We start from the raw sequence: 25421 nt of genomic DNA on the forward strand, positions 1-25421 counted from the left end.
GCGGGTGCCGCGCCCGCGTCGGTGGACCGGTCGCGCCCGGCGGGCGCGACCAGCGACGGGGGATGCCCTGGCTTCCGGCCGACCTCACGGCCGGTGGTTCACAGTGGCGGGACCGCTCCGGATTCGCACCGGATTCCTCCCCAGTCGCCACGCGCAGTCTGCCACGTCCGCCGAGGCACGCGCGTGGTGGACCGGAGGAGGATCCGCAGGTTCAGAGGGGGCAGGCCATCGAGTCGGTGTCGAGGTCGGCCGGCAGGATCGAGACGAGGGCGCGCCACAGCTCGGTGGGTGTCGTCGGCACGAGCACCGGACCGTGGTCGTCGGCCTCGACGCGCAGCATGCCGGCGTCGGTGTCGACCCAGGCGAGCCGGCGCGCGACGGTGCGGTCGCGAACCGGGAAGGCGATGTCGACGCACGCGGTGCGCCACCCGCCCATCCGGGCGGCCGCGGACACAGCGGGCCAGGGGGTGAGCAGGTCGGCCAGCGCCTCGCCCGTCGCGGCTCGGCGGCCCACGAAGTTGGACACGAGGCCGTCGAGCACCTCCTCGTCGACGCTGACGGTGCCGGCGGCCAGCCGCGGCCGTGGCCCCAGCCCGGCGAGCCGCGCGACCGTCGTGGGCACGAACTCCGTGCCCACGGACTCGAAGTCGTAGGTGCCGTCGCCGAGGTCGGTGAGCATCGCCGACACGCGGGCGAGCCAGCCCTGGTGCAGCGCCACGCCCTCGGGCTCGGTGACGAGCACCTGGAGCGAGGCGAGCGAGTTCGTCACCGCGGCGAGTGCGCCACGCAGCGCGGGATGGGGTGCCCCGTCGACGACCGCACCGACGTCGGCGAGGTCGCGCAACGTGCGGTCGCACGCTCCGGCGGGGTCGGTGGCGTACTCCGCCAGGGTGATGAACGACTCGGCATCGAGCCGCAGCCCGGCGGTCGTCGCGTCGAACATGACGCTCATGCGTGCACTCCCTCACGTCGGCGGACGGCGATGCTCGCTGCGACGCTGTCGACCAGCCGCGCCAGCTCGCTGACCCGCAGGGTCCCGATGTTCGCCGTCAGGGTGACGGCTCGTCCGTCGACGACCGTCGCCCATGACTCGGTCGTCACCGACTCCTCGGCCGGTGTCGCGTGCGTCGTGAGGCGGTGCGTCCCGGGGTGGCCGGCGACCTGCACGTCCTCGCGGTCGAGCACGAGGACGTCGCCGGGGTCCCAGTCGGGGAGCGGGCCGTCGGCTGCCGGCGTGGCCAGCACGAAGTTGGTGCGGAAGCGGGAGCCGTCGTCGGGCTCGACGGCGGCGACGACGTCGCCGCCGGGGCCGAGCTCGACGGTCTCCCAGCTCGCGGGCACGGCGATGGACACGCGTCCGCCGCTGGTGCTGATCGTCGTCATCCGCGGCATCCGGGCACGGCCCATGGCCGGGTGGGCATCACTCATGTACGTGCTTCCTCCCCCTGCTGCTCAAGGTCGCACGTGGTCCCCCGACGACGTGCGAGACACATCATGGCCTCACGAACGGGCTTACCGGGGCGGAACGGCCAATTCGATTGGGTCCAGATCACGCACGCTAGGGTCGCCGCTGTGATCGAGGTGGTCGGCGTCGGTGCGTCCGGGCTGGAGTCCCTCGGCCCCGACGAGCGCCGGCTCGTCGACGAGGCCGGGGTCGTCGTCGGCGGCGAACGGCACCTGGCCATGCTCGAGCCGACCGAGGGGCGACGTCTCGTGCCGTGGCCCTCGCCGCTGCTGCCCGGTCTGCGCGGCCTCCTCGACGACCTGCTCGACGGACGCGACGCGGCCGGTGGCCGGGTCGTCGTGCTCGCGAGCGGGGACCCCCTCGTGTCCGGCATCGGGGCCACCCTCGTGCGCGAGCTGGGTCCCGATCGCGTGCGCCTGCACCCGGCGGTGTCGTCGGTGGCGCTCGCGCGGACCCGGATGGGCTGGTCCGCCGAGGAGTCCGATGTCGTGACCCTCGTCGGCCGTGACGTCGACCGGCTGCGCCGCGACCTGGCACCGCGAGCCCGCCTCGTCGTCCTGACCTCGGGGGAGGACGGCCCGTCCCGCATCGCCGCCCTGCTCGTCGAGGAGGGGTATGCCGGCAGCCGGCTCACCGTCCTCGGTGACCTCGGGTCCGTGGCCGAGTCCCGCACCGACGGGGTGGCCGCATCGTGGGACGGCCGTCCCACGCCTCGGCTGCACCTCGTCTGCGTCGAGTGCGACGCCCACCCCCGGCCCGGCGCGAGGTCGCTCGTGCCGGGACTGCCCGAGACGGCATACGAGCACGACGGGCAGCTGACGAAGCGGCTCGTTCGGGCCGCGGCGCTCGCGCACCTCTCACCCCAGCCCGGCGACGTCATGTGGGACCTCGGCGCCGGCGCCGGATCCGTCGGCATCGAGTTCGCGCGCCAGCACCCGCGCAACGAGGTGCACGCCGTCGAGCGGCATCCCGAGCGCGCCGCGCGCGTGCGGCGCAACGCCCGCGCGCTCGGGGTCCCCGGCCTGCACGTCGTCGAGGCGTCGTCGGAGTACGCCGTCGCGGCGCTGCCCCGGCCCGACGCCGTCTTCGTCGGGGGCGGGGCCACGGCCGGCCTGCTCGACAGGTGCTGGGCGGCTCTCGCGCCGGGAGGGAGGCTCGTCGTCCACGGCGTCACCGTCGAGACCGAGCTGCTCCTCCACGACGCGCGTCGACGGCTCGGTGGCTCGATGACCCGCATCGCGGTGGAGGACCTCGACGAGATCGGCTCGCTCCACGGATGGAGGCCGGCCCGCGCGATCGTCCAGTGGACCGTGGAGAAGCCCGTGCCCGAGGACTCGGAGGGTGACGCATGACCGTGCACTTCATCGGGGCTGGTCCGGGGGCCGCCGACCTGCTGACCCTGCGGGCCGTCCGGCTCATCGGTGAGGCGCAGGTGTGCCTCTACGCCGGCACGTACATCGGTCCCGAGGTCCTCGCGCACTGCGCCGACGGTGCGATCCTCGTCGACACCCAGCACCTCGACCTCGACGCGATCACCGAGCATTGCCTCCTGGCGCACGTGGCGGGCCAGGACGTCGCGCGGCTCTGCTCGGGTGACCCCTCGATGTACTCGGCCATCGCGGAGCAGACCCGCCGCCTCGACCGCGCCGGCGTCCCGTGGGACGTGACACCCGGCGTCCCGGCCTACGCCGCAGCGGCAGCGCTCCTCGGCCGCGAGCTGACGGTGCCGGAGGTCGCCCAGTCGGTCGTGCTCACCCGCGCGCAACGCGACTCCACGCAGATGCCCGAGACCGAGTCGCTCGCCCACTTCGCGCGCTCGCGGGCAACGCTCGTGCTGCACCTCGCGATCCGCCGCACCCGCGAGCTGATGGCGACCCTCGTCGAGGACTACGGCGCCGACTGCCCCGTCGCCGTCGTCGCCAACGCCGAGCAGCCCGACCAGCTCGTGCTGCGCGGCACGCTGACCGACATCGCCGACCAGGTCGAGGCCGCCGGGCTGCGTCAGGCCGCGGTCATCCTCGTCGGGCACGCCCTCGCGGCGCGCGACACCGACGACTTCGTCGAGTCACACCTCTACGGCACGCGCATCGCACGGAACCGGCCGCGCGACTAGGGCCCCCGTGGCGCGTCGCGGCGGCGTGTGTCAGGATGCGAGGGCCGCAGTGCACGGGAAGTCGGTGTGACTCCGACGTGGTCCTCGCCACTGTGACCAGGGAGCAAGTCCCCACCATCGCCACTGGCGACCGCAGGTTCGAAGCCGGGTCGTTGGGAAGGCGGGGAGGCGTGACGATCTGGGAGCCAGGAGACCGGCTGCGGCGTGATCTGTCCACGAGGCATGGAAAGAAAGGGTCAACCTGCCATGGCCACTGCTGCATCGGCTCCTGCCGTCTCCTCCGTCTCCTCCGTCCGTGTCCCCGTCTGGGCGTGGCTCCTGCTCGCGTTCGCGGTCTTCACGCTCTACTTCCTCTCGCAGGAGAACGGCGCCATCCTCAGCGCGCCTGCTGCCGAGATGCTGCACGAGCTGACGCACGACGCGCGCCACGCTCTTGGCGTCCCCTGTCACTGACGTGGGGATGAGCTTCGGCTCCGTGCTGCGGCGCGGAGTCCTGGCCGGCGTGTGCGCCGGCCTCGCGGCGGCGGTCGTCATCTGGCTCGTCGTCGAGCCCGTCATCCGCCGCGCCCTCGCGGTCGAGGACGCGCGCTCGCTCCACGGCGGCCAGTCCGCACCGCTGGCCCTGCACGCCCACGGCGACGGCGAGCCTCTCGTCTCGCGCGCGGCTCAGGTCGTCGGCGGTGCCGTCACCTCGGTCCTCGTCGCGGTCGCGGTCGGCGTCATCTTCGCCGTGGTCTTCGCACGGCTCCGGGATCGGCTGCCCGAACGTGGCGACTTCGGGCGCTCCATGGTGCTCGCCGCCGTGGCCTTCTCGGCCGTGAGTCTTCTTCCGGCACTGAAGATCCCGTCGAACCCACCCGCCGTGGGAGACCCGGCGACCGTCGGCCGGCGCACCATGCTGTATGCCGTCGTCCTCCTCCTCGGGGTCGCCATCGCCCTCGTCGTACCCATAGTCGACCGCTGGGTCGCGGGGCGCGGCACGACGGCGCCGACGCGCTGGGCCCTCGACACGGTCGCGGTCGTCGTCCTCGTCGCACTCGTGCTCGTCCTCGTGCCCGGATCGCCCGACACGGTGCCGGCCGACGTGCCGGCTGCCCTGCTCTGGGACTTCCGGCTCGCGTCGCTGGCCCAGCTCGCGGTCATGTGGCTGACGCTCGGGCTCGTCTTCGGGCTGCTCATGGAGCGGGCTGCGGCGCCCCGTCGCGCGGCGGAGGACGTCGCGCAGGGCGGGCCCTCCGCATCCGTCTCGGCGTGACGGCATACGGCGAGCACGTCTGCATCGTCCGCGTCTGCCGTGACTGCTGCTGCGGCACGGAACGCAAGCACCCCGGGGTCGACCACGACGGGCTCCTCGCCCGGCTCGAGGCCGACACCCGGGGTCACGCGCGCGTGCTGCGCAGTGACTGCCTGCTCGCCTGCGACGAGTCGAACGTCGTCGTCGTGACGCCCTCGCCCGCCGGCCGTCGCGCCGGCGGGCGTCCGGTCTGGCTGCGAGCGGTGCTCGACGACGCCGCGGTCGACGAGATCACCCGTTGGGTGCGGCTGGGTGGTCCCGGCGTGGGGCCCGTGCCCGACCCCATCGGACGGCGGGCGTTCGCACCGAGCGGTCTGGCCCTGTCCTGGGCGGCGGTCTGAGCGCGCTGAGCGAGCTCAGACGAACGACTCGAGGTCGTCGCGCATCCGCGTCAGCTCCGGCTGCTCCCCGTAGGCCAGTTCCAGCGTGCTGAGCGCCCGGAGGACCAGGCGACGGCCCTCGTCGTCGATGAGTCCGGTCAGGCGCAGCAGCGTGAAGCCGGCACCGACGATGATGAAGGCGGCGTCGACGTCGTCCTCGGTGTCGAGGTCTGCGACCAGGCCGTCGACGTCCGCGGGGTCGTCGAAGCCGTCGGCGAGCAGGTCCCGCACGGTCGAGGTCGGGCCGAGCTCGTCGGCACGCTCGGCCCACTCAGCGAGCAGGTCCGCACCCTCGTCGTTGCCGAACGGCGCGAACTCGCCCTCGGCGTCGTTGTAGATCGGGCTCGTGAAGTGCTCCGTGAACGCGTCGTCCGCCGGTGCGTCGATGCCGACGCGGGTCTCGGAGGTCCCGCCGTCGGTGAACTCGTCATCCATGACGTCCAGCATGCCGCGTCACGTATCGGCGTGGACGAACCGGGGGGGCCGGACCTGGCCGTCGTCGGTGGCGCGGGTGCCCGTCGTCCCTGGCTCGGCTCCTTCAGGCTGGTGGACTGCTGAACCCGACGATGTGCCACGCCAGTCCCTCGTGGCGGTAGCTCACCTCCAGCTGTCCGCGCCGCACGGCAGCGGTCATGGCGCCAGGGTCGTGCGCGTAGGTGCGGAAGGCGATGCCGCGCACCCGGAACCACAGGTTCTCGGCCGCCGTGGCTGAGCGGGTCAACAGGTTGCGTGGCGGGTGGCTGAACACGAGCAGGCGACCGGCGTGGTCAGCGGCAGCCGCGAGCAGCTCCTCGTAGTCCGGGTAGCAGCACACGACCCGGTGCAGCACCACGATGTCGTGCGGCTCGACGGCCTCGGGGGAACGCGCCAGGTCCAGGCGCCGGCGGCTGATGCGGTCGGCGACGCCGGCCTCCGCGGCGAGGGCGGCGGCATCAGCGTCGTAGGAGTCAGCCAGCTCCAGGTTGGTGGCACTGGCCGCACCCCGTCGCAGCAGCTCCAGCTGGATCGCCCCGACGCCCCCGCCGATCTCGAGGACGCTGGCGCCGACGACCCCTTGTGCGGCGAGGAACTCGACCATGCGCGACGCAGTCCGGTCCAGTCCGCGCCTGCGGTAGCGCTTGGCGAGGTGACGGGAGAAGCGGGTGCCGAACATGGTGTCGTACCCGGCAGGTTCGCAGCAGCCACCCATACGCGCAGTATCGCCCGCGTGGACGTGTCCGGGAAGCCTCGCGGCGTGCCGCCCGCGCGTGGCTTCCGGGTGCTCAGTCGACGAAGCGGGGGGTCCAGACCTGGCCGCCGTCGGTGACGCGGGTGCCCCTCGCGCAGACGACGACGAGGCACTTCATGTCGATGGTCGACGGGTCGAGGTCGCCGAGCGTCGTCACCGTCAGGGACTCCTCGGCCCGACCGACGTCGCGACCGACGACGACGACGGTGTCGGGGACGCGCTCCCCGAGGAGGACCTCGCGCGCCCGGGCGACCTGTTCGGTGCGGCTGCGCGACGCGGGGTTGTAGAGGGCGATGACGAGGTCGGCCGAGGCGGCGGCCCGGAGCCGCCGCTCGATGACCGACCACGGCTTGAGGCGGTCGGAGAGTGACATGACCGCGAAGTCGCCGCCGAGCGGGGCACCGGCCCGTGCGGCGACCGCCTGCGCCGCGGTGACGCCGGGCAGGACGCGCACCGGCACGTCGCCGTAGCCGTACGTCTCCGCCGCCTCGAAGACCGCTGACGCCATGCCGAAGACGCCGGCGTCGCCGCCGGAGACGACAGCGACCCGCTCGCCCTTGCGGGCCAGCTCGAGGGCGTCGCGGGCGCGGTCCACCTCGACGGTGTTGCCCGAGGCGTGGCGGGTCAGGCCGGCGCGCTGCGGGACCCGGTTGACGTAGGGCGCGTAGCCGACCACGTGACCGACCTCGGCGAGCGCTGCGGTCGCCTCGGGGGTCAACCACCGGTCGGGTCCGGGGCCGAGACCCACGACGACGACCTCGCCGACGACGCTGGGAGCCGGCTCGGCTCGCCGGTAAGCGGATGCCGCTGGCGTCGACGATGCAGCCCGGCCGGCGTCGTCGGCGCGCAGGTCCTTGCCGGGGACGACGACCATCGACATGTACGGCACCGTCGAGGCATCGACGTCCGCGACGGCGAGCACGCGCTCGGCGTCCGAGCTCGCGCGCTCGACGTAGCGCGCCTCGTCGAGCCGGCCGGCCTGGCGCAGCGCCTCGCGGACGTTCTCGAAGGTGCGGCCGAGCTTCATGACGACAGCCGCCTCCGTGTCGGCGAGGCGGCGAGCGAGCTCGGGGACCGGCAGGGTGCCGGGCAAGATCGTCAGCACGTCCTCGTGCCGGCACAGGCCGGTCGCGACGGCGGCAGCCGAGCCGCTGACGGACGTGACGCCCGGGACGACGGCAGTGTCGTAGCGGTCCGCGAGTCGGTCGTGGAGGTACATGTACGTGCCGTAGAAGAGCGGGTCGCCCTCGGCGAGGACGACCACGTTGCGACCCGAGTCGAGGTGTGCGGCAAGGCGGTCCGCGGACTCGTCGTAGAAGTCGGCCATGAGCCCGTGGTAGCCGAGTGGGTGGTCGGTGCTGCCCGTCGTCACGGGGTAGACGAGCAGCTCCTCGACGACGTCGTCGGTGAAGTACGAGGCGGCGATGCGCCGGGCGATGGAGTCGCCGCGCGGTCCGCTGTGGAAGGCGACGACGTCCGCCTCGCCGATGAGCCGCGCGGCCTTGACGGTGACGAGCTCGGGGTCCCCCGGGCCGACGCCCACGCCGCGCAGCCAGCCCGCCGTCCCGGTCGTGCCCGTGGCGGTGGCGGCGACGGGCGCGGTCGGGGTCGTGGCGCTCACAGCTCCTCCTCGCGAGCCAGCGCGTTGACCGCGGACGCGGCGAGTGCGGAGCCCCCGCGGCGCCCGTGGACGACGAGCCAGGGGATGTCGAACGGGTTCTCGGCGAGGGCGGTCTTCGACTCGGCCGAGCCGATGAAGCCGACGGGGATGCCGACGATCGCGGCCGGACGGGGACCTCCGTCGGCGATGGTCTCGAGCAGGTGGAACAGGGCGGTCGGGGCGTTGCCGATCGCGACGACGGAGCCGTCGAGGCGGTCACCCCACAGCGACACGGCTGCAGCCGACCGGGTGGTGCCCCACGCCTGCGCGAGGGCCGGCACGCGCTCGTCACGGAGCGTGCAGACGACCTCGTTGTCGCGGGGCAGCCGCGCCCGGGTGATGCCCGAGGCGATCATGTGGGCGTCGGTAAGGACCGGTGCGCCGGCCCGCAGGGCGCCGCGGGCCGCGGACACGAGGCGCGGGTGGACGGCGATGTGCTCGGTGAGGTGGACGTCACCGCTCGCATGGACCATCCGCACGGCGACGACGCGCGCGTCCTCCGGCAGGTGGTCGAGGCGAGCCTCCGCGCGGATGGTGGCGAACGACCGGCGGTAGATCTCGGCGCCGTCGGTGACGTAGTCGTACCGCCTCGTCGGACGGGCCATGGTGCCGTGCTCGGTGCTCACGTCCACGGGTTCTCCTGCTCTGCTGCTTCTCGAGTCGAGTGGGCACTTTCACCCCGGGTGGAAGTGCCCACTCGACGGGGTGGGGTGTCGTTGCGGACCTGCCGGAGGGCGTCGTCGAGCGACGCCGGCGCCAGGACGTCGACGTATGCCGTCGACGGCGTGCCGCAGCGCCGCTCGCACCCGCTGACATGCACGGGAAGGCGTCCGGCGGGAAGGATGGGAGCGAGCTCATGGGCCAGGGCCCGGGTGTCGAGGGCCGAACGGGCGCAGCCGGGCAGACCCGTGCAGGCGTGCAGTCGGTGCCACGCCGACTCGGGACGGGTGGCGAGACCGGCGTCCTCGAGGTGGGCCAGGGCCGCGGCTCCGTGCTCGACGACGAGCGAGCGCCAGGGAGTGACACGCACCTCGTCGGTCACCTGCGCGAGCGCGATGACGTGCTCCCGGCGGAGCAGGCCGAGCGGGACGGCGACGACGGCGTGGTCGCCGACCGCACCGAGCGGACGTCCGGGGTGGCGCGGAAGGTCCACGTGGGTCGTGGGCGCCCGGCCGAGTGGGGCGTCGAGCTCGTGCACGTGCCAAGCGGTCTCACCGCCTCGGGTCCGCTCGACGAACTCGCGGGCCAGCGCGACGAGCGTCGGCACGGCGGCCTCGAGCGGGACGTCCCAGCCCCGGTCCGTGCTGCCCGCGAGCACGACGCAGCGGCCGCCGCCCGTGGCGAGCACGCCGAGGTCGAAGGTCTCGCGGATGACGTCGCCGCGTCCGTCGTCGAGCGCGAAGAGGAAACGACCACCCAGTCGCGCGAGGTCGGGGTCGGCGCAGAGGGCGGCGTCGAGAGACCGCGAGACGTGACGCACGTCGCAGTGGCCGGCGTCGTCCAGGCCCGAGAGCGGCGAGGCGACGACGTTGCGGACGAGCTCGTGCGACGCCGACGGCACGAGACCGGTGGACTCGATCGAGGCCCGGACCCGGGACGTCAGGGGGTCTGGCAGGCCGCGCAGCTGGAGGGCCGCACGAGAGGTCAGCTGGACGGCTGGATCGGACTGTGCGTCAACGAGATCGAGCAGGCGCTCGAGAGCCTCGACTGATACCGGTCGCCCGGCCGGTCGGAGCCGCACGATCGAGCCGTCGACAGCCACGAACGGGCGGCCCACCCCGGGGCAGGCGTCCGCCGACTGGCGCGGTCGGCGCGTCGGGGCAGTCACGCGGCACATGGTAGGCCCGCATCGCGCGTCCGCGAGAACGACGTCTCAGCCGCTCTCGGGCACCCAGACGTACTGGGGCATCTGGCAGACCTCCACGAAACCGAGTCGTTCGTAGGTCGGCCGACCCATCGTGGACGCCATGAGGACGGCCTCCGTGCAGCCCCTCTCACGCGCCACGTTCATGAGGGTGGCGGTGACGGCATACCCCAGGCCCCGCCGCCGCGCAGACCCCACGGTGGCGATGTTGTAGATGCCGGCGGTGGCAGCGGTGCGGAACACCGAGCCCGCGCTCACCGGCTCACCCTCGAGCCGCGCGATGACGTGGAAGGCGACGTCGGCGGGCACCGATTCCAGCGCGCGCAGCAGCGGCTCGGAGACGAAGTCCGGGAAGCCGAAGCCGGCGGTCATGACCTCGACGAGCTCCGGCGTCACGGGGCTGACCGCGACCTCGACCCCCGGCGGCGTGCGCGGGTCGAGCGGTGCTGTGAGCGGCACGTGCATGCCGGGCTCGGCACTCGGCGCGAGACCGCGCGAGCGCAGCACGGCATCCATCTGCGGCGTCATCGTCGACGGCGTGGCCCACCACAGGAACGGGAGGCCGCGGGCGAGGTAGCGGTCGACGACCTCGGCCGTGCGTCGCGCCTCGGAGCCCGGGGCGAACCGTGCACCGCTGATCCCGTTGAAGAGCGCGAACGGGACGTCGCTCGTGTACGCGATGACGTCTTCGTCGGGCAGCGCCCGCACGTCCTCTGTGGAGGCGAGCAGCCGGAACTGCGCGATGAGGTTGCCCTCCACCGCGGCCACCCTGGGATCGGTCACGTTGGCACGCTAGCCAGCAGCGGGACGGCCCGCAGCCGAACGGCGAGGTGACGACCCGCTAGGGTGGCCGCAGCGTCGTCGACCAGGAACCCGGTGAGAGTCCGGGACGGTCCCGCCACTGTGAGCCCGCCCCACGAGGGTCGGTGAGTCAGGAACTGCCGGCAGCGCTTCACATCCTTTACGACCGCGGGGCGTGGACACCCCGCCGAGGAGACCCCAGTGACGCGCATCGCGCTGCTTTCGACGTCAGACACCGACCTGCTGTGTGCCCGCGGGAGTGGTGCCGACTACCTGCTCGCCAACCCGTCACGACCCGGCCACACCTCGATGGCCGAGGCGATCGAGGCCGCCGACATCGTCGTGGCCCGCATCCTCGGCGGACCGCAGGACCTGTGCGACGGGTTCCGCCGCATCCGCGAGACGGGCAAGCCGATGGTCGTCCTCGGCGGCGAGCAGACCCCCAACGCCGCGCTCATGGACCTCTCGACCGTGGCGCCCGGTGTCGTCGCGGAGGCGCATCGCTACCTGGCGGAGGGGGGCGCGGCGAACCTCCGGGAGCTGCACGCGTTCCTCGGTGACACGCTCCTCATGACGGGCGAGGGGTTCGAGCCACCGGTCGCGATGCCGACCTGGGGCGTGCTCGACCGGCCGGACCCGCTGCCGGCCGCTGCTGCCGGCCAGCGCCCGCGCGTCGGGATCCTCTTCTACCGCGCCCAGTTCGCCGCGGAGAACACCGCCTACGTCCACGCCCTCGCCGACGCCGTCGACGCCGCTGGTGGTGTCGGTGTGCCGGTGCACGTCTCGTCGCTGCGTGACGCCCCGGCCGACCTCCTCGAGCACCTCACGGCATACGACGTGCTCGTGACGACGGTGCTCGCGGCCGGCGGCACGAAGCCGGCCGGTGCGGGGGCCGGCGAGGACGACGAGGCGTGGGACGTGCAGGCGCTCGCCGCGCTCGACGTGCCGATCATCCAGGGGCTCTGCCTCACGTGGGGCCGCGAGCAGTGGGACGCGAGCGACGACGGGATGAGCCCGCTCGACGTCGCGACCCAGGTGGCGGTGCCCGAGTTCGACGGGCGCATCATCGCGAACGCCTTCTCCTTCAAGGAGACCGACGCCGACGGGCTGCCGCACTACGTCCCCGATCTCGAGCGGTGCACCCGCCTCGCGACCCTCGCCGTCAACCACGCACGCCTGCGGCACACCCCACCCGCCGAGCGACGCGTCGCGATCGTCCTGTCGGCGTACCCCTCGAAGCACTCGCGCATCGGCAACGCCGTCGGCCTCGACACGCCGGTGTCGATCATCCGGCTGCTCCGCGCCATGCGTGACGCCGGCTACGACCTCGGCGAGGCCGGCGACATCCCGGGCACCGGGCCGCTCGAGCCGGTCGAGGGCGAGAGCCCCGACACGACGGCCGGCAACGCGCTCATCCACGCCCTCATCGAGGCCGGCGGCCAGGACGAGGACTGGCTGACCCAGGAGCAGCTGTCGGGCCAGCCCGTGCGCATCCCCGCCGCCCGCTACCGCGAGCACTTCGACCGCTTGCCGGCCGGGCTGCGCGACGCCGTGACCGAGCACTGGGGCGAGGCGCCGGGCGAGGTCTTCGTGGACCGCCACACCGACGCCGACGGCGAGCTCGTCGCAGCGAGCATCCGCGCGGGCAACGTCGTCGTGCTCGTTCAGCCGCCGCGCGGCTTCGGCGAGAACCCGATCGCCATCTACCACGACCCGGACCTTCCGCCGACGCACCACTACCTCGCCGTGTACGACTGGCTCGCAAGGGACTTCGGCGCGCACGCCATCGTCCACATGGGCAAGCACGGCAACCTCGAGTGGCTCCCCGGCAAGACCCTCGCCCTCTCCGCGGCCTGCGGGCCCGACGCCACGATCGGGTCGATCCCGCTCGTCTACCCCTTTCTCGTCAACGACCCGGGCGAGGGCAGCCAGGCCAAGCGCCGCGCCCACGCCACGATCGTCGACCACCTCGTGCCGCCGATGGCGCGCGCCGAGTCCTACGGCGACATCGCCCGGCTCGAGCAGCTGCTCGACGAGTACGGCAACGTCTCCGTCATGGACCCGGCCAAGGCGCCGGCCCTGCGCGCCGAGATCTGGACCCTCATCCAGGCCGCGCAGATGCACCACGACCTCGGTCTCACCGACCGCCCCGATGACGATGCCTTCGACGAGTTCGTCATGCACGTCGACGGCTGGCTGTGCGAGGTCAAGGACGTCCAGATCCGGGACGGCCTCCACGTCCTCGGTGAGGCCCCCACCGGGGAGGCCCTCGCCAACCTCGTGCTCGCGATCCTGCGGGCCAACCAGGTCTTCGCCGGCGCCGTGGGCGCCGTGCCGGGGTTGCGGACGGCGCTCGGTCTGAGTGAGGGGCACTCCGAGCGTTCGTCCGTCGACGACGCCGAGGAGCGGGCGAGCGCGCTCGTCGCCGCCCTCGCCGAGGCCGGCTGGGACGCGCCCGCCGTGCCCGGTATCGTGCACGACCAGCTCGGTCCCGACGCTCGCGCCGGCAGCGGCGTCGACACCGATGGCGTATGCCGTTCGCTCGCCTTCGCGTGCCGCGAGGTCGTCCCGCGCCTGCTCGCCACGACGGGTGAGATCGATGCCGTGCTGCACGCCCTCGACGGCGGCTACGTGCCCGCCGGCCCGTCCGGCTCCCCGCTCCGCGGCCTGGTCAACGTGCTCCCGACCGGTCGCAACTTCTACTCCGTGGACCCGAAGGCGATCCCCTCGCGGCTCGCCTGGGAGACGGGCCAGTCGCTCGCCGACGACCTGCTCGCCCGGCACCGCGCCGACACGGGCGAGTGGCCCCGTTCGGTCGGCCTCTCGGTCTGGGGCACGTCGGCGATGCGCACGTCCGGTGACGACATCGCCGAGGTCCTCGCGCTGCTCGGCGTGCGGCCCCGGTGGGACGAGATGTCGCGCCGCGTCGTCGGCCTCGACCCCATCCCGCTCACGGAGCTCGGCCGCCCGCGGATCGACGTCACGGTGCGGATCTCCGGGTTCTTCCGCGATGCCTTCCCGCACGTCATCGTGATGCTCGACGACGCCGTGCGCCTCGTGTCCGAGCTCGACGAGTCGCCCGAGGACAACTACCTGCTCGCCCACGTCGCGGCCGACCTCGCCGAGCACGGCGACGAGCGTCGGGCCACGACCCGCATCTTCGGGTCGAAGCCCGGCTCGTACGGCGCCGGCATCCTGCCGCTCATCGAGTCGGGCAGCTGGCGGTCCGATGCGGACCTCGCGGAGGTCTACGCGACATGGGGCGGCTTCGCCTACGGCCGCGAGCTGGACGGCATACCGGCTCGGGCGGACATGGAGCGCACCTACGCGCGCATGGACGTCGCCGCCAAGAACATCGACACGCGCGAGCACGACATCGCCGACAGCGACGACTACTTCCAGTACCACGGCGGCATGGTCGCGACGGTTCGCGCGCTGACCGGCCGCGAGCCCAAGGCGTACGTCGGCGACTCGACGACGCCCGACTCCGTGCGCACGCGCAGCCTCACCGAGGAGACGGCGCGCGTCTTCCGCGCCCGCGTCGTCAACCCGCGGTGGATCGCCGCGATGCGTCGGCACGGGTACAAGGGCGCGTTCGAGCTGGCCGCGACGGTCGACTACCTCTTCGGCTTCGACGCGACCGCCGGCGTCGTCACGGACTGGATGTACGAGCAGCTCGCCCAGACGTACGTGCTCGACAAGGAGAACCGCGACTTCCTCCAGCACGCGAACCCGTGGGCGCTGCACGGCATGATCGAGCGTCTGCACGAGGCCGTCGAGCGCGGCTTGTGGGAGGAGCCGGACGCCGACCTGCTCGCCGAGCTCCAGCAGGTCTACCTCGACGTCGAGGGCGACCTCGAGGACTGACCGGCGTCAGGGAGCCGCTGGCGTATGCCGTCCGCCGCGGCGTGATCGCGCGCCAGGTCGCGCAGCCGGTGTCGTCCAGGCGCAGCAGGTGCGGGATCTCGCGCCCGATCAGGCCGGGTCGGTGGACGGGTCCTGCGCGGGCTGGGCCTCGGGCTGGGCCTCCGGCTCGGCCTCGGGGAGGACGGGCTGGTCGGTGGGGTAGAGGCCGACGGCGAACCCGTAGACGGTGTCGCCCGACCGCGGCAGGGCGGTGAACTCGCGCACCAGTGCCTCGACGCGACGCCAGAACTGCGATGCGCTCTCTCGTGGGATGCGGACGTGGCGCAGCGTGCTGTAGAGCGTGTCGTCCTCGTGGGCCGGCACCGACTCGGCGGCCGCGACCGACAGACCGTTGACGCAGACCGGGGTCGTCATGTCGCCCGGACGACGGACGACCCCGATCGTGATCGTGCGCCCGGTGCGGCCGTAGTAGCGCTCGTCGATGGCGCGCACGCGCCGGGTCCGCACGACACGGAGCATCCCGGCGTCGACGAGGACGCCGACGTGGTGGGCGACGGTGCTCTTGGGCCGGCCGACCGCGGTGGCGAGCTCCGAGACGGTCGCGGCGCGTTCGAGGACGAGGTCGAGCAGCGACGAGCGGAGCGGGTCGGCGATGGCGCGCAGCTGGGCAGGCGTCGTCAGCTCCACCGTGTCGGGGAGCTCGTAGTCCGGCAGCGGGCTATTGATCGACATAGTTGGATCAGTCTAGATTGTTGGATTGACAGAGCGGTAACCGACGAGCACAGGAGCCAGCATGGCCGAGGTCATCCTCTTCCACCACGCGCAGGGCCAGACCGAGGGCTTCCGCGCCTTCGCCGACGCCCTGCGCTCCGAAGGCCACACGGTCCACGCCCCGGACCTCTACGACGGCAAGACCTTCACGACCCTCGACGAGGGCATGGCCAACGCGCGGGCCATCGGCTTCCAGAGCCTGCTGGACCAGGGGGTCGCCGCTGCCGAGGGCCTGCCCGACGACCTCGTCTACGCAGGGTTCTCGCTCGGTGTCTTGCCCGCCCAGAGGCTCGCACAGACCCGGCCCGGTGCACGCGGCGCCGTCCTGCTCGACTCGGCGATCCCGCTCGGCGAGTTCGCGCCCGAGTGGCCGGCCGTGGTCCCGGTGCAGGTCCACGGCGGCGAGGCCGACGAGTTCTTCATGGACGAGGGCGACGTCGACGCGGCCCGTGAGATCGTGGCAGCAGCGCAGGACGGCGAGCTCTTCACGTATGCCGGGTGCGGCCACCTCTTCGCCGATGCGAGCACGGCGGCCTACGACCCGGACGCTGCCGCGCTCGTCCACCAGCGCGTCGTCGCCTTCCTCGCGCGGCTCTAGGCGTCCAGGCCCGTCTCGTGCGCGACGACCTCGGCACCGCGGGTCAGCCGCACGGTGACCACGGCCCAGTGCGCGTACGTCACGATGGACGTCGCCGCGAAGAGCAGCCCCCGTTCGCCCTGGGGCGGTGTGGTCGGGTCGTCCGGTGACCACAGTCGAGGCATCGTCAGCGCCGTCCAGAGGACCGCCCAGGCCCACACCGTCCACGACCGTGTGCCGTGGATCGCCTTGTCCATGCGCGAGATCCGCACGGCCGGGAGGATCCAGCTGACGATCGGTAGAACCCACATGACCCAGAGGCCCAGGTCGGTGGCCTGCGTGTGGAGCCGTCGAGCGCGGAGGAGCAACCACTGGAGTCTGACGAGCCAGACACAGGAGAACACGCCCGCCGCGAACGCGAGCAGCATCGCCGGCTCGAAAGTCGCGCCGGAGTCGGAGTCACCGATCACGAGCCGGCGGTCCGCTCGGGACACGAAGGCAGCCCACGACATCGGCACGAGCGACGCGGCGCCGAGGGCCAGCGACCACGCGGCTGGGCGTCGCAGCTTCGACTGCTCGGCCCGCACCGGCAGGTCGTCAGGCACGACGTGCCCGTCGCCGAGTGCCGTCGCGTCGCGTCCCCTGTCGTCCACAGCGGCACCCTAGCCGCGCGCCACGGCTCAGCGACTCGGTTCGGCCGGTTCGGTCGGCTCGGTCGGCTCGGTCGGCTCGGTCGGCTGAGTCGGCTCCGACTCGGACGTCAGCGAGTAGTAGATCTCGTCTGACCGGGTGCCGTCGGGGTTGGGCAGGCGCCGGGCCAGCCGGCCCTCGACCCGGAACCCGGCCTTCGTCGCGGCCTTGCCCGACGCCACGTTCTCGACCTTGTGGCCGAGCTCGAGCCGCGCGAGTCCCGCCTCGCGGAACGCCCAGTCCGACACGAGCCGCAGCGCACGCGTCGTGAACCCGCGACCGCGGAAGTGCGGCACGACGCCGTAGCCGACGAGCCCGATCCCGGGCGGACCCATCCGCATGACACCGATGATCCCGGCGCCTCGCCGCGTCTCGGCGTCGACCACGACGAACCGCGCCGCCCGCCCGCGCCGCCACTCGACCGCGGCCCCCGCGGCGATCCGCCGCGCATCGTCGTCGGTCAGGGACTCGCCGTCGAACCCCCAGCGCAGCGACTCCTCGTTGTTGTGCTCGTCGCGTACGACCTCCCAGTCGCCGGGCCCGAGCGGCCTGACCTCGATGACACCGTCGCTGAGCGTCCCGGCGGCCGGGAAGGGCGCGCCCGACGGACCGACACGAGGCGGCACCGGCGCATCCGTCGGCTGCCGCAGCAGGTAGGTGTCCATGACCCAGCCGTGGCGCTCGCGGGCCTCGGCACGCACCAGACGCACCTCCTCGACGACGTCGACGAGCCGGCCCCGCACGAGCAGCTCGTCGGGCGAGCCGAGGAAGGCACCCCAGAAGAGCTCGAGCTGCGGGTACGCCTCGACCAGGCCCGCGCACGCCAGGTGCCCGTCGAGCATGACGACGACGTCGCCGAGCGCGGCGTCGTACTCCTCGACGAGGCGGCGGCCGGTCGTGATGTGGATCGGGGCGCCGATGCGGTTGAGCGGGATGCGGTGCCGGGCGGCGAGCAGCTGCGGCGCACTGATGCCCGCGATGACGTCGTTCTCGACGGCGACCCCGGACGCGGCGTACCGCTCGACCAGCGCGTCGACGACCCGGATCGTCGAGTCGTAGAACGCCGGGTCGCCCCAGACGAGGAAGCCGACCGTCGTCTCGGCGACCGCGAGTCCGTCGATGACCTCGGCGTACGCGTCGACGCGCGCCGCGTGCCAGTCGCGCACCCCCCGGTCGTATGCCGTCGCGTCGCGTTCGGCGTCCGGCCCCCGCCGCGGGTCGGGCACCTCGACGACGCGGTACACGTGGTCGGCGGGGATGAGGGCGTCGCACACGGCCTGCCGGGCGGCGACGAGGTCTGACTTCACCTCGCCCTTGTCGGCGACGAGGAAGACGTCGACCGTCGCGAGCGCCCGGGCCGCCTCGCCGGTGACGTGCTCGGGGTTGCCCATCCCGATCCCGATGACACGGATCCGCTCGATCACGCTGTGGCCCCCGCTCGGGTCAGTGCGAGGAGGGCGTCGATGTCGACGTGCTGCTCGAGGGCGTCGGCGAGGGTGTCGAGCATCCGCTCACGTCGCTCGGCGAAGCCCGGGGCGCCGGCCTGCGGCTGCCACTGCGACCCGACTGCCGAGGCGATCTGCGCGAGCCAGGCTCGTCGGAAGTCGTCGCTCTCGAACGCGCCGTGCCACATCGTCCCCCACACCGGTCCGACGTGCCAGCCGTCGAGGAACCCATGCACCGCAGGCGGATCGGCGACCTCACCGTTCGACGGCGGAAGGCGCCGCGCGATGCCGTGGTGGATCTCGTACGCCGTGTCGACGCCGTGGCCCGACCACGAGCCGGCCGGCCGGGCAAGCACCTTGGCCTGGCCGAACTCGACCCGGACGGGCAGCAGCCCGAGGCCGGGCACGACCCCGACCCGGCCCTCGACGTCGTCCTCGATCTCCTGCCCGAGCATCTGGTAGCCACCGCACACCCCGAGGACCGGCCGCCCGGCCGCCACCCGACGCGCCACGACGTCCGCCAGCCCGCGCTCACGCAGCCAGGCGAGATCGCTTGCAGTGGAACGGGATCCGGGCAGCACGAGCAGGTCGGCAGTGTCTGCCACGGCGGGGTCGACCGTCACGAGGACGTCGACGCCGGGTTCGGCCGCGAGCGCGTCGACGTCGGTGGCGTTCGAGATCCGCGGGAACCGCACGACGGCGACCTTCAGGCGGTCGCGGGCCGTCGCCGACAGCGCCGTCGACGCACGCCAGTGGCCGACCTCGAGGGTGTCCTCGCTGTCGAGCCACACGTCGAGCAGCCACGGGATGACGCCGTGGAACGGCACGCCGGTGCGTGCGGTGATCTCCTCGAGGCCCGGCTCGAGCACCGACACGTCGCCGCGGAACTTGTTGATGACGAACGACTTCAGCAGGGCACGGTCCTCCTCGGCGAGCAGCGCCCACGTGCCGTAGAGGGCAGCGAGGATGCCACCGCGGTCGATGTCGCCGACGACGACGACCGGCAGCCCGAACTCGCGGGCCAGGCCCAGGTTGACGTAGTCGCCCGAGCGTAGGTTGACCTCGGCCGGCGACCCGGCGCCCTCGCAGACGACGAGGTCGTACGCGTCGGCGAGCTCCCGGTAGGCCGCGAAGGCGGCCTCGGCCAGGTGGGCCCGCCCGGCGGCATACTGCCCCGCCTCGAGGGTGCCGGCCGGCTCGCCCCGCACGACGATGAACGACCGGCGGTCGGTGCCCGGCTTGAGCAGGACGGGGTTCATCGCCGTCGTCGGCTCGACGCGTGCGGCGACGGCCTGGAGCCACTGCGCCCGCCCGATCTCGCCACCGTCGAGGCACACCATCGAGTTGTTCGACATGTTCTGCGCCTTGAACGGGGCGACGCGCAGGCCACGGCGCACGAGTGCTCGGCACAGGCCCGCGACGACGACGGACTTGCCGGCGTCGGAGGAGGTGCCGGCGACGAGGAGACCTGAGGGGGCGGGCTGGACCACTCGGCCATCCTGCCCGACCGGCGGCCGTTGACCGGAGCGGGTCCTGCGCTGGGCTCGACTCCGCCTTCGTCGTACTGCACCCCGAGCACGACTGAGCGTGCCCGGGGTGCGGCAGCGAACGAGTCAGCTGACTCGTCGGCTCACTCGGGTTGTCACTCGGGGTCGCCGTCGGCGAGCAGGTGGTAGAGCTTGCGCCGGGTCTCGGTGAGGATCTCGGCGGCCTCGGCCCGCTGCTGCGAGGTGCCCGTCGTGACGATCTGCCACATCGCGCCCATGACCTGGCCGACGATGGGCATGAGGTCGCTGCCGCCGTGGCGCGGCGGCGCCTCCCCCTCCTCCTCGGCTGACTCCTCGAAGGGGCGCCAGGTGGCGGCCATCTCCTCGGCGTTCTCCTCGACGTACGCGCGCCCGGCGTCGGTGAGGCGCAGCAGTCGCCGGCCCTCGACGTCGCGGCCTTCGACGAGCCCCTCGTCCTCGAGCTGCTGGACGGTCGGGTAGACCGAGCCGGGGCTCGGCTTCCACGCGCCGCCGGTGCGCTCGGAGATCTGCTGGATGAGCTGGTAGCCGTTCATCTCGTCGCCTGCGAGGACGTCGAGGATGGCGGCGCGCACGTCGCCGCGTCGAGCGCGGGGTCCGCGGCGTCCGCCGAACTCGGCGCCGAAGCCGGGTCCGCCGAAGTGGCGGACGAGGTCGGCGACCCACGGGGGTGGGCCGGGTCGTCCCCGACCGCCGGGGCCCCCCGGTCCTCCGGGACCGCCCCAGGGGCCGAACCCGGGACCGTTGCGGGGACCACTGTGGCCCCCACCCCAGCCGCCGCCCCAGCCGCCGCCGTCCCAACCGGACTCACGTCGGGTGTGTCGGTGTCCATACATGTGCTTCTCCTTCATGCCTGCACGACTCACGAACAGTCGCGATAGGTTGACGATATATCGCGACTGTTCGTCATGCAAGAGCTGCCCATGTGATGGGTACGGGTGAGGGGTAGTCGGGAGTGCAGGTCGATCCCGAGGTCTACCGGCGTCTAGCGGCAGTTCTAGACGACATGGCATCGGTGAGCCGGCGGGGCGGGGGCACGGGAAAAGTCACAGGGTTCATTGAGGTACGGCGCAGGTTTGGTTAGGTTCGACGGCGGGGGCATGCGTAATCGCCGTGAGGAGGACGTGACGTGGCGAGCACACAGCGGAGCGGATCGACGGCCCGTATGGGTATGGACGGCCGTCGAGCCGAAGCGATCGCGAGGAGATCCATGACCAACGTCCCGGCCACGCCGCTGGGGGAGAAGCGCACGGTGCGCATCCAGTGGGCGCCGTCCGCTGCGCCGCGCATCCGCAAGGAGCTCGTCGAGGACCTCGTGGCCCGGCAGGTCCCGTCGCTCGTCATCGACGAGGCGGAGATCGTCGTGAGCGAGCTCGTCGCGAACGCCATCCGCCACGCCAAGCCGCTGTCCGACGGCGCCATCCGCGTGCACTGGAAGGTCAAGAACAACGTCGTCGAGGTCGAGGTCTCCGACGGCGGCGGCCCCACCGCACCGCGTCCGGCGCCGCCGGCCATGTGGGCCCCCGGGGGTCGGGGGCTACGCATCGTGCGTTCGCTCGCCCATGAGTGGGGCGTCATCGACGAGCCGCACGGTCGCACGGTCTGGGCCTCGCTCGGCGGCCCGTCCCGCCGCCGTTCCCACTGAGCCGCCCACCGGTGCTGCCCGACCCGGCACTCGTCGTGCTCGTCGGCGCCTCCGGTTCGGGCAAGTCGACCTGGGCGGCCGAGCGCTACCGCGCCGCCGAGGTCGTGTCGGCCGACGCGCTCCGCGGCGTCGTCGGCAGCGGAGAGCACGACCTCGGCGCGTCGGCCGACGCGTTCGCCCTCCTCGAGCAGGTCGTCGCCGCCCGCCTCGGCCGCGGGCTCACGACCGTCGTGGACACGCTCGGCACCGATGCCGTGCGCCGCAGACGCTGGCACGACGCCGCGCACCGGGCAGGTATGCCGTCCGTCGCCGTCGTGCTCGACACCCCGGCAGCGCTGTGCCGCAGCCGCAACGCCGGCCGCGACCGCCCCGTTCCGGCGCGCGCGCTGATGAGCCAGCTCGCCTCGGTCGCCGCCGCCCTGGCGGAGCTCGAGTCGGAGGGCTGGCAGGTCGTCCGCGTCGAGCCGGGCGGGCCGAGCGGGGCCGAGCCCGGGCCCGGCCCCCGCGCCGCGTCCGAGCCCGGCTCGGCGGCGACGGGCCTGCGCGGCGTCGTGCTCCAGCTGTCGCGCTTCCCGGCGGAGGGCGACCTGCTCGCCTGGCTGCTGGCCATGGCCGCCGCCGCGGAGGAGGCGGGCCTCACGGGGCTCGCCCTCATGGACCACCTCATCCAGATCCCACAGGTCGGCCGGGCCTGGGATCCCATCCCGGAACCGTGGGTCACGCTCGGTGCCCTCGCCGCGTCCACGACCCGGCTCCAGCTCGGCACGCTGGTCACGCCCGTGACCTTCCGGGCGCCCGGCATCACCGCCAAGGCGGCGGCGACCCTGTCGGCGCTCGCCGGTGGGCGGACGTTCGTCGGGGTCGGCGCCGGCTGGTGGGAACGCGAGCACACGGCATACGGGCTGGGGTTTCCTGCAGCAGGAGAACGCCTGGATGCGCTCGAGCGTGGCATCGAGACGATGAAGGCGCTCTGGGCGCCGGGCACCAAGCCATATGCCGGACGCCGGGTCTCGCTGCCCGAGACGACGTCGTACCCGCGCCCGGCCGGCTCCATCCCGGTGCTCGTCGGCGGCGGCGGCAAGCGCACCCTTCGCATCGCGGCGCGTCTCGGCGACGGCTGCAACGTGCCCTCGGACGACGCCGGGCTCGCGAAGCTCGAGCACTACCTCGCGCTCGTCCGCGAGCGGGGACGCGACGTCTCCGAGGTGCACGCCACGGTGCTCGACCTGCCGCTCGTCGGCAGCGACCGTGACGACGTGTGGACACGGGTGGAGCGGCACCGCGGCCGCACGCCGGCCGCCGCCTTCGCGTCGCTGCACCACGCCGGCACCGCGTCCGAGCACGCCGACCGCCTTGCCGGGCTCGCCGAGCGCGGTGTGACGACAGCCTTCGTCGCGCCTGTCGGGCTCGCGCGTCCCGACGACGTGCTCGCTCTCGAGCCCCTCGCGACCGCGTTCGGCTGACCCGCACCGGGCCACTAGGGTGGCGCGCATGGGTAAGGCATCACGTCGACCGCGCGGCGAGCGCGCTGACCGTTCCGCACGTCCCCTCCCCGCGCCCTTCGTGGCCCGGCCCTTCGAGGGGCTGCCCAACGAGACGGACTGGGTCGCGATGCGCGAGATCGTCCCGGCCGCGACCGCCACGGTGCGTTTCGCGAAGGGCAAGGCCCCCGAGGGTGCGCCGGACGAGGTGACCATCGCGACGGTGCTCCCGCTCGCCTGGCCCGGCCTGCACCGCGAGGCCGGCGAGGTGCTCGTCGGCATCCAGTCCGGCAACGCGAGTGGCGACACGAGCCGCGACATCGCCCAGGCGATCGCGCTCGCCTCGGCCGCCGAGGCCGGCGCGCCCGTGGCGACGCTGCCCGTGTCGACGGCCGACAGCGCGCGTCTCCAGGACATCCTCGACCTCGACGCACCGTTCGAGCTCGAGCTGCACGAGGGCTTCGACTTCTGGGTCGCCGACGCCGAGCTCGACGCCGAGGGCAAGGAGTCGCTCGAGCGCGCCAACGAGTCCGCCATCCCGACCGCCAAGCTCGACGCCGCTCCGTCCGCGTTCTGGTGCCGCATCGGCGAGCGCACCTACGTCCGGTGGGTGCTGCCCTTCGACGAGGACACCGCCACGAACGCCCTGGCCCGCCTGCACGCCGCCGGTGAGAGCCACCTCGGTGAGAACGGCCGCCTGCTCGGCTGCTTCCGGTCGAGCGGTCTGCTCATCCCGGTGTGGGAGGTCGACCCCGGCTCGGAGGCCGCCGACTTCGAGGACGCCGTCGCTGCGATGAAGACGCGCATCGACGCGGCCGCCGCCTCGACCGAGCCGCTGACCGCCGCCGAGCGCGGGGCCAAGGCCGGCCTGACGAACCGCCAGGTCACGCTGCGCTGAGCGGACGGAGCCCGATGACGACCCCGCCCCTGTCCGTCGCCGTCGTCATCCCCGCGAAGGACGAGGCCGCCCGGATCGCCGAGACGATCCATGGTGTGCGCGCGATCCCCGGCGTCGCCGCCGTCATCGTCGTCGACGACGGCTCGACCGACGGCACGGCCGCCGTCGCGGCCCGCGAGGGGGCCGAGGTCGTGCGGCACGTGCGCAACCACGGCAAGGCCGACGCCATGATGAGCGGTCTCGGGCGCGTCAACGGCCTGCGCCGGGTCGGCCGCCTCGACGCCAGCACGTCAGTGCTCTTCGCCGACGCCGACCTCGAGTCGTCGGCGCCCGCCGTCGGGGCGCTCGTGGGCCCCGTCGCCCGCGGAGAGGCCGACCTCACCATCGCGACGCTGCCGCAGCAGGTCGGCAGCGCGGGCGGGCACGGGCTCGTCCTCGGCCTCGCCCGGCGCGGCATCGAGGAGCTGACCGGGTGGTCACCGGTCCAGCCGCTGTCGGGCATGCGCTGCCTGTCGTCGGCCGCCGTCGCCGCGGCCACGCCGTTCGCACGCGGGTGGGGCGTCGAGGTCGGCATGACGATCGACGTGCTCGACGCCGGGCTGACGATCCTCGAGGTGCCGTGCGACCTGCAGCACCGGGTCACCGGCGCCGACTGGCGCTCCCAGGTGCACCGCGCCGCCCAGTACCGCGACGTGGCCCTCGCCCTCGGTGTGCGCCGCCTGCGCCGGCGCCTCGGCCCCGGCTGACGGCCCCGAAGCCACCCTCGCGGTTCCGGGCCACTCTCGCGGTCCCGAACCACCCGCACGCTGGTGGCTCGACGCCTTCAGGGTGGCTCGCCGCCGTTCGGACGGTTCGGTGCCGTCAGTTGCGCACGCCGAGGAGGTCGGCGAACCGCCCGAGGTAGAGCGGCCAGCCGGCGTCGTCGGCGACACCGTCGCGGACGGACTCCCAGCCGGGACCGTGCCGGTCGAGGTTGCGGTGCTCGAGCTCGACGCGGGTCCGGTCGGGTCCCTCGGCCACGAAGCGCACCTCGACCTCACTGGTGAGCTCCGGGTCCTCGACGAGCTCCCAGCGAGGGCTGATGTCCCAGCTGAAGACGACGCGGTGCGGCGGCTCCCAGGCGAGTACCCGGGCCCAGCGGCACTCGGTTCCGTCGACGGCACGGTCGTAGATGTGGCCGCCGACGCGGCCCTCGAAGACCGTCTCGGCGATGGGGGCGGCGAGCAGGTTGTGCTCGCGGGGCTTGAAGTCGCCGAAGCGATCGGTGAACGCGGCGAATGCCTTCTCGACGGGCGCCTCGACGAGGACGTCGCGACGGACGACAGTGTCCGGCTGGGTCATGGCTTCTCCTCTGGCTGGTTGACGGTCTGCTCGTAGCCGCTCAGGGCGCGGCTCCAGAACGTGTCGAGCTGGTCGCGCAGGGCGCTCACGGCGACGGGGTCGAGGTGGTAGATGCGCCGGGTCCCGACGGCGTGCTCGCTCACGAGGCCGGCCTCCTTGAGCACCTTGAGGTGCTGGGAGACGGCCGGGCGGCTGACGGGCAACAGGTCGGCCAGCTCGCCCACGGCGAGGGGGCGTTCTGCCAGGCACTCGACGATGGAGCGGCGGGTGCGGTCACCGAGGAGCATCCACTCGTCCGGCCATTCGTAAGTCCCCACGAACGGTAAGTGTGAACTTACCGAGTGGCCGGTGTCAAGGCCTCCCGCGTCGAAGCCA

General features: G+C 73.3%; 26 protein-coding genes and 3 riboswitches. Of the genes, 11 read left to right on the forward strand and 15 right to left on the reverse strand.

Going from position 1 to position 25421, the window contains the following annotated elements:
* Positions 1-63: 63 nt before the first annotated feature.
* Positions 64-136, reverse strand: a riboswitch (cobalamin riboswitch).
* A 75-nt stretch (positions 137-211) separates the two neighbouring features.
* Entirely contained in the window at positions 212-952 is a 741-nt protein-coding gene (locus ACFQU3_RS20750) for a hypothetical protein (RefSeq protein ID WP_385913322.1), read from the reverse strand.
* Positions 949-1428, reverse strand: a complete 480-nt coding sequence (locus ACFQU3_RS20755) for a hypothetical protein (RefSeq protein WP_385913324.1) — start codon at positions 1426-1428, stop codon at positions 949-951. Before ACFQU3_RS20755 ends, ACFQU3_RS20750 begins: the two co-directional genes overlap by 4 nt.
* A gap of 144 nt (positions 1429-1572) precedes the next feature.
* Between ACFQU3_RS20755 and cbiE the strand changes: the two genes are divergently transcribed.
* The 5 genes from cbiE to ACFQU3_RS20780 all read left to right on the forward strand — a co-directional run bounded on the left by cbiE (position 1573) and on the right by ACFQU3_RS20780 (position 5213).
* Positions 1573-2817 carry a precorrin-6y C5,15-methyltransferase (decarboxylating) subunit CbiE gene (gene cbiE / locus ACFQU3_RS20760; RefSeq protein ID WP_385913326.1) on the forward strand — a complete coding sequence of 415 codons (1245 nt, stop codon included), beginning with the start codon at positions 1573-1575 and terminating at the stop codon, positions 2815-2817.
* Positions 2814-3578 carry a cobalt-precorrin-4/precorrin-4 C(11)-methyltransferase gene (locus ACFQU3_RS20765; RefSeq protein WP_385913328.1) on the forward strand — a complete coding sequence of 255 codons (765 nt, stop codon included), beginning with the start codon at positions 2814-2816 and terminating at the stop codon, positions 3576-3578. Before cbiE ends, ACFQU3_RS20765 begins: the two co-directional genes overlap by 4 nt.
* 30 nt (positions 3579-3608) lie before the next feature.
* A riboswitch (cobalamin riboswitch) is annotated at positions 3609-3795 on the forward strand.
* Between the two features lie 29 nt (positions 3796-3824).
* Positions 3825-4031: a CbtB-domain containing protein gene (locus tag ACFQU3_RS20770; RefSeq protein ID WP_385913330.1), complete on the forward strand. Its 207-nt coding sequence runs from the start codon at positions 3825-3827 to the stop codon at positions 4029-4031.
* A 7-nt stretch (positions 4032-4038) separates the two neighbouring features.
* Entirely contained in the window at positions 4039-4833 is a 795-nt protein-coding gene (locus tag ACFQU3_RS20775; protein ID WP_385913332.1) for a CbtA family protein, read from the forward strand.
* Complete coding sequence (locus ACFQU3_RS20780; protein WP_385913334.1) at positions 4830-5213, forward strand: hypothetical protein; 384 nt, start codon at positions 4830-4832, stop codon at positions 5211-5213. The genes ACFQU3_RS20775 and ACFQU3_RS20780 overlap by 4 nt, the downstream gene beginning before the upstream one ends.
* A 15-nt stretch (positions 5214-5228) precedes the next feature.
* Here ACFQU3_RS20780 and ACFQU3_RS20785 read toward each other — a convergent pair whose 3' ends face one another.
* The 6 genes from ACFQU3_RS20785 to ACFQU3_RS20810 form a co-directional block, all read right to left on the reverse strand.
* Positions 5229-5687, reverse strand: coding sequence for a hypothetical protein (locus ACFQU3_RS20785; protein ID WP_385913336.1), 459 nt, complete (start codon positions 5685-5687; stop codon positions 5229-5231).
* A 103-nt stretch (positions 5688-5790) separates the two neighbouring features.
* Positions 5791-6405, reverse strand: a complete 615-nt coding sequence (locus ACFQU3_RS20790) for a methyltransferase domain-containing protein (RefSeq protein ID WP_385913338.1) — start codon at positions 6403-6405, stop codon at positions 5791-5793.
* A gap of 109 nt (positions 6406-6514) precedes the next feature.
* Positions 6515-8032 carry a precorrin-2 C(20)-methyltransferase gene (locus tag ACFQU3_RS20795; protein ID WP_385913954.1) on the reverse strand — a complete coding sequence of 506 codons (1518 nt, stop codon included), beginning with the start codon at positions 8030-8032 and terminating at the stop codon, positions 6515-6517.
* A 65-nt stretch (positions 8033-8097) separates the two neighbouring features.
* Positions 8098-8745 (reverse strand): precorrin-8X methylmutase, encoded by a 648-nt coding sequence (locus tag ACFQU3_RS20800; protein WP_385913956.1) that lies wholly within the window; start codon positions 8743-8745, stop codon positions 8098-8100.
* Between the two features lie 17 nt (positions 8746-8762).
* Entirely contained in the window at positions 8763-9968 is a 1206-nt protein-coding gene (locus tag ACFQU3_RS20805) for a precorrin-3B synthase (protein ID WP_385913339.1), read from the reverse strand.
* 45 nt (positions 9969-10013) lie between these two features.
* Positions 10014-10787 (reverse strand): GNAT family N-acetyltransferase, encoded by a 774-nt coding sequence (locus ACFQU3_RS20810; protein WP_385913341.1) that lies wholly within the window; start codon positions 10785-10787, stop codon positions 10014-10016.
* 42 nt (positions 10788-10829) lie between these two features.
* Positions 10830-10965, forward strand: a riboswitch (cobalamin riboswitch).
* A 41-nt stretch (positions 10966-11006) separates the two neighbouring features.
* Between ACFQU3_RS20810 and cobN the strand changes: the two genes are divergently transcribed.
* Positions 11007-14672 carry a cobaltochelatase subunit CobN gene (cobN, locus tag ACFQU3_RS20815; RefSeq protein WP_385913343.1) on the forward strand — a complete coding sequence of 1222 codons (3666 nt, stop codon included), beginning with the start codon at positions 11007-11009 and terminating at the stop codon, positions 14670-14672.
* A 108-nt stretch (positions 14673-14780) separates the two neighbouring features.
* Here cobN and ACFQU3_RS20820 read toward each other — a convergent pair whose 3' ends face one another.
* Positions 14781-15404, reverse strand: a complete 624-nt coding sequence (locus ACFQU3_RS20820; protein ID WP_385913345.1) for an ArsR/SmtB family transcription factor — start codon at positions 15402-15404, stop codon at positions 14781-14783.
* A 61-nt stretch (positions 15405-15465) separates the two neighbouring features.
* Between ACFQU3_RS20820 and ACFQU3_RS20825 the strand changes: the two genes are divergently transcribed.
* The gene (locus ACFQU3_RS20825; protein WP_385913347.1) at positions 15466-16041 is read left to right on the forward strand and encodes a dienelactone hydrolase family protein; all 576 of its coding nucleotides are present in this window, start codon (positions 15466-15468) and stop codon (positions 16039-16041) included.
* Here ACFQU3_RS20825 and ACFQU3_RS20830 read toward each other — a convergent pair.
* The 4 genes from ACFQU3_RS20830 to ACFQU3_RS20845 form a co-directional block, all read right to left on the reverse strand.
* A complete protein-coding gene (locus ACFQU3_RS20830; RefSeq protein ID WP_385913349.1) occupies positions 16038-16673 on the reverse strand; it encodes a hypothetical protein in 636 nt (211 codons plus the stop codon). The genes ACFQU3_RS20825 and ACFQU3_RS20830 overlap by 4 nt on opposite strands.
* A gap of 27 nt (positions 16674-16700) precedes the next feature.
* Positions 16701-18134, reverse strand: a complete 1434-nt coding sequence (gene cobF / locus ACFQU3_RS20835) for a precorrin-6A synthase (deacetylating) (RefSeq protein ID WP_385913351.1) — start codon at positions 18132-18134, stop codon at positions 16701-16703.
* Entirely contained in the window at positions 18131-19645 is a 1515-nt protein-coding gene (locus ACFQU3_RS20840; protein WP_385913353.1) for a cobyric acid synthase, read from the reverse strand. Before ACFQU3_RS20840 ends, cobF begins: the two co-directional genes overlap by 4 nt.
* 152 nt (positions 19646-19797) lie before the next feature.
* Positions 19798-20517, reverse strand: a complete 720-nt coding sequence (locus ACFQU3_RS20845) for a PadR family transcriptional regulator (RefSeq protein WP_385913355.1) — start codon at positions 20515-20517, stop codon at positions 19798-19800.
* 374 nt (positions 20518-20891) lie between these two features.
* Between ACFQU3_RS20845 and ACFQU3_RS20850 the strand changes: the two genes are divergently transcribed.
* The 4 genes from ACFQU3_RS20850 to ACFQU3_RS20865 are packed head-to-tail and all read left to right on the forward strand — an operon-like array spanning position 20892 to position 24451.
* Positions 20892-21326: an ATP-binding protein gene (locus ACFQU3_RS20850; RefSeq protein ID WP_385913357.1), complete on the forward strand. Its 435-nt coding sequence runs from the start codon at positions 20892-20894 to the stop codon at positions 21324-21326.
* Between the two features lie 11 nt (positions 21327-21337).
* Entirely contained in the window at positions 21338-22789 is a 1452-nt protein-coding gene (locus tag ACFQU3_RS20855; RefSeq protein WP_385913359.1) for an LLM class flavin-dependent oxidoreductase, read from the forward strand.
* Between the two features lie 28 nt (positions 22790-22817).
* Positions 22818-23705: a DUF5926 family protein gene (locus ACFQU3_RS20860; RefSeq protein ID WP_385913361.1), complete on the forward strand. Its 888-nt coding sequence runs from the start codon at positions 22818-22820 to the stop codon at positions 23703-23705.
* Between the two features lie 14 nt (positions 23706-23719).
* Positions 23720-24451 carry a glycosyltransferase family 2 protein gene (locus ACFQU3_RS20865; RefSeq protein ID WP_385913363.1) on the forward strand — a complete coding sequence of 244 codons (732 nt, stop codon included), beginning with the start codon at positions 23720-23722 and terminating at the stop codon, positions 24449-24451.
* 115 nt (positions 24452-24566) lie between these two features.
* Here ACFQU3_RS20865 and ACFQU3_RS20870 read toward each other — a convergent pair whose 3' ends face one another.
* Together ACFQU3_RS20870 and ACFQU3_RS20875 are read right to left on the reverse strand one after the other, a co-directional pair.
* The gene (locus ACFQU3_RS20870) at positions 24567-25046 is read right to left on the reverse strand and encodes an SRPBCC family protein (RefSeq protein ID WP_385913365.1); all 480 of its coding nucleotides are present in this window, start codon (positions 25044-25046) and stop codon (positions 24567-24569) included.
* Positions 25043-25363: an ArsR/SmtB family transcription factor gene (locus tag ACFQU3_RS20875; RefSeq protein ID WP_385913367.1), complete on the reverse strand. Its 321-nt coding sequence runs from the start codon at positions 25361-25363 to the stop codon at positions 25043-25045. The genes ACFQU3_RS20870 and ACFQU3_RS20875 overlap by 4 nt, the downstream gene beginning before the upstream one ends.
* Between the last annotated feature and the right edge of the window lie 58 nt (positions 25364-25421).

It is taken from the genome of Terrabacter sp. GCM10028922, assembly GCF_042666095.1.
GTDB lineage: Bacteria > Actinomycetota > Actinomycetes > Actinomycetales > Dermatophilaceae > Terrabacter.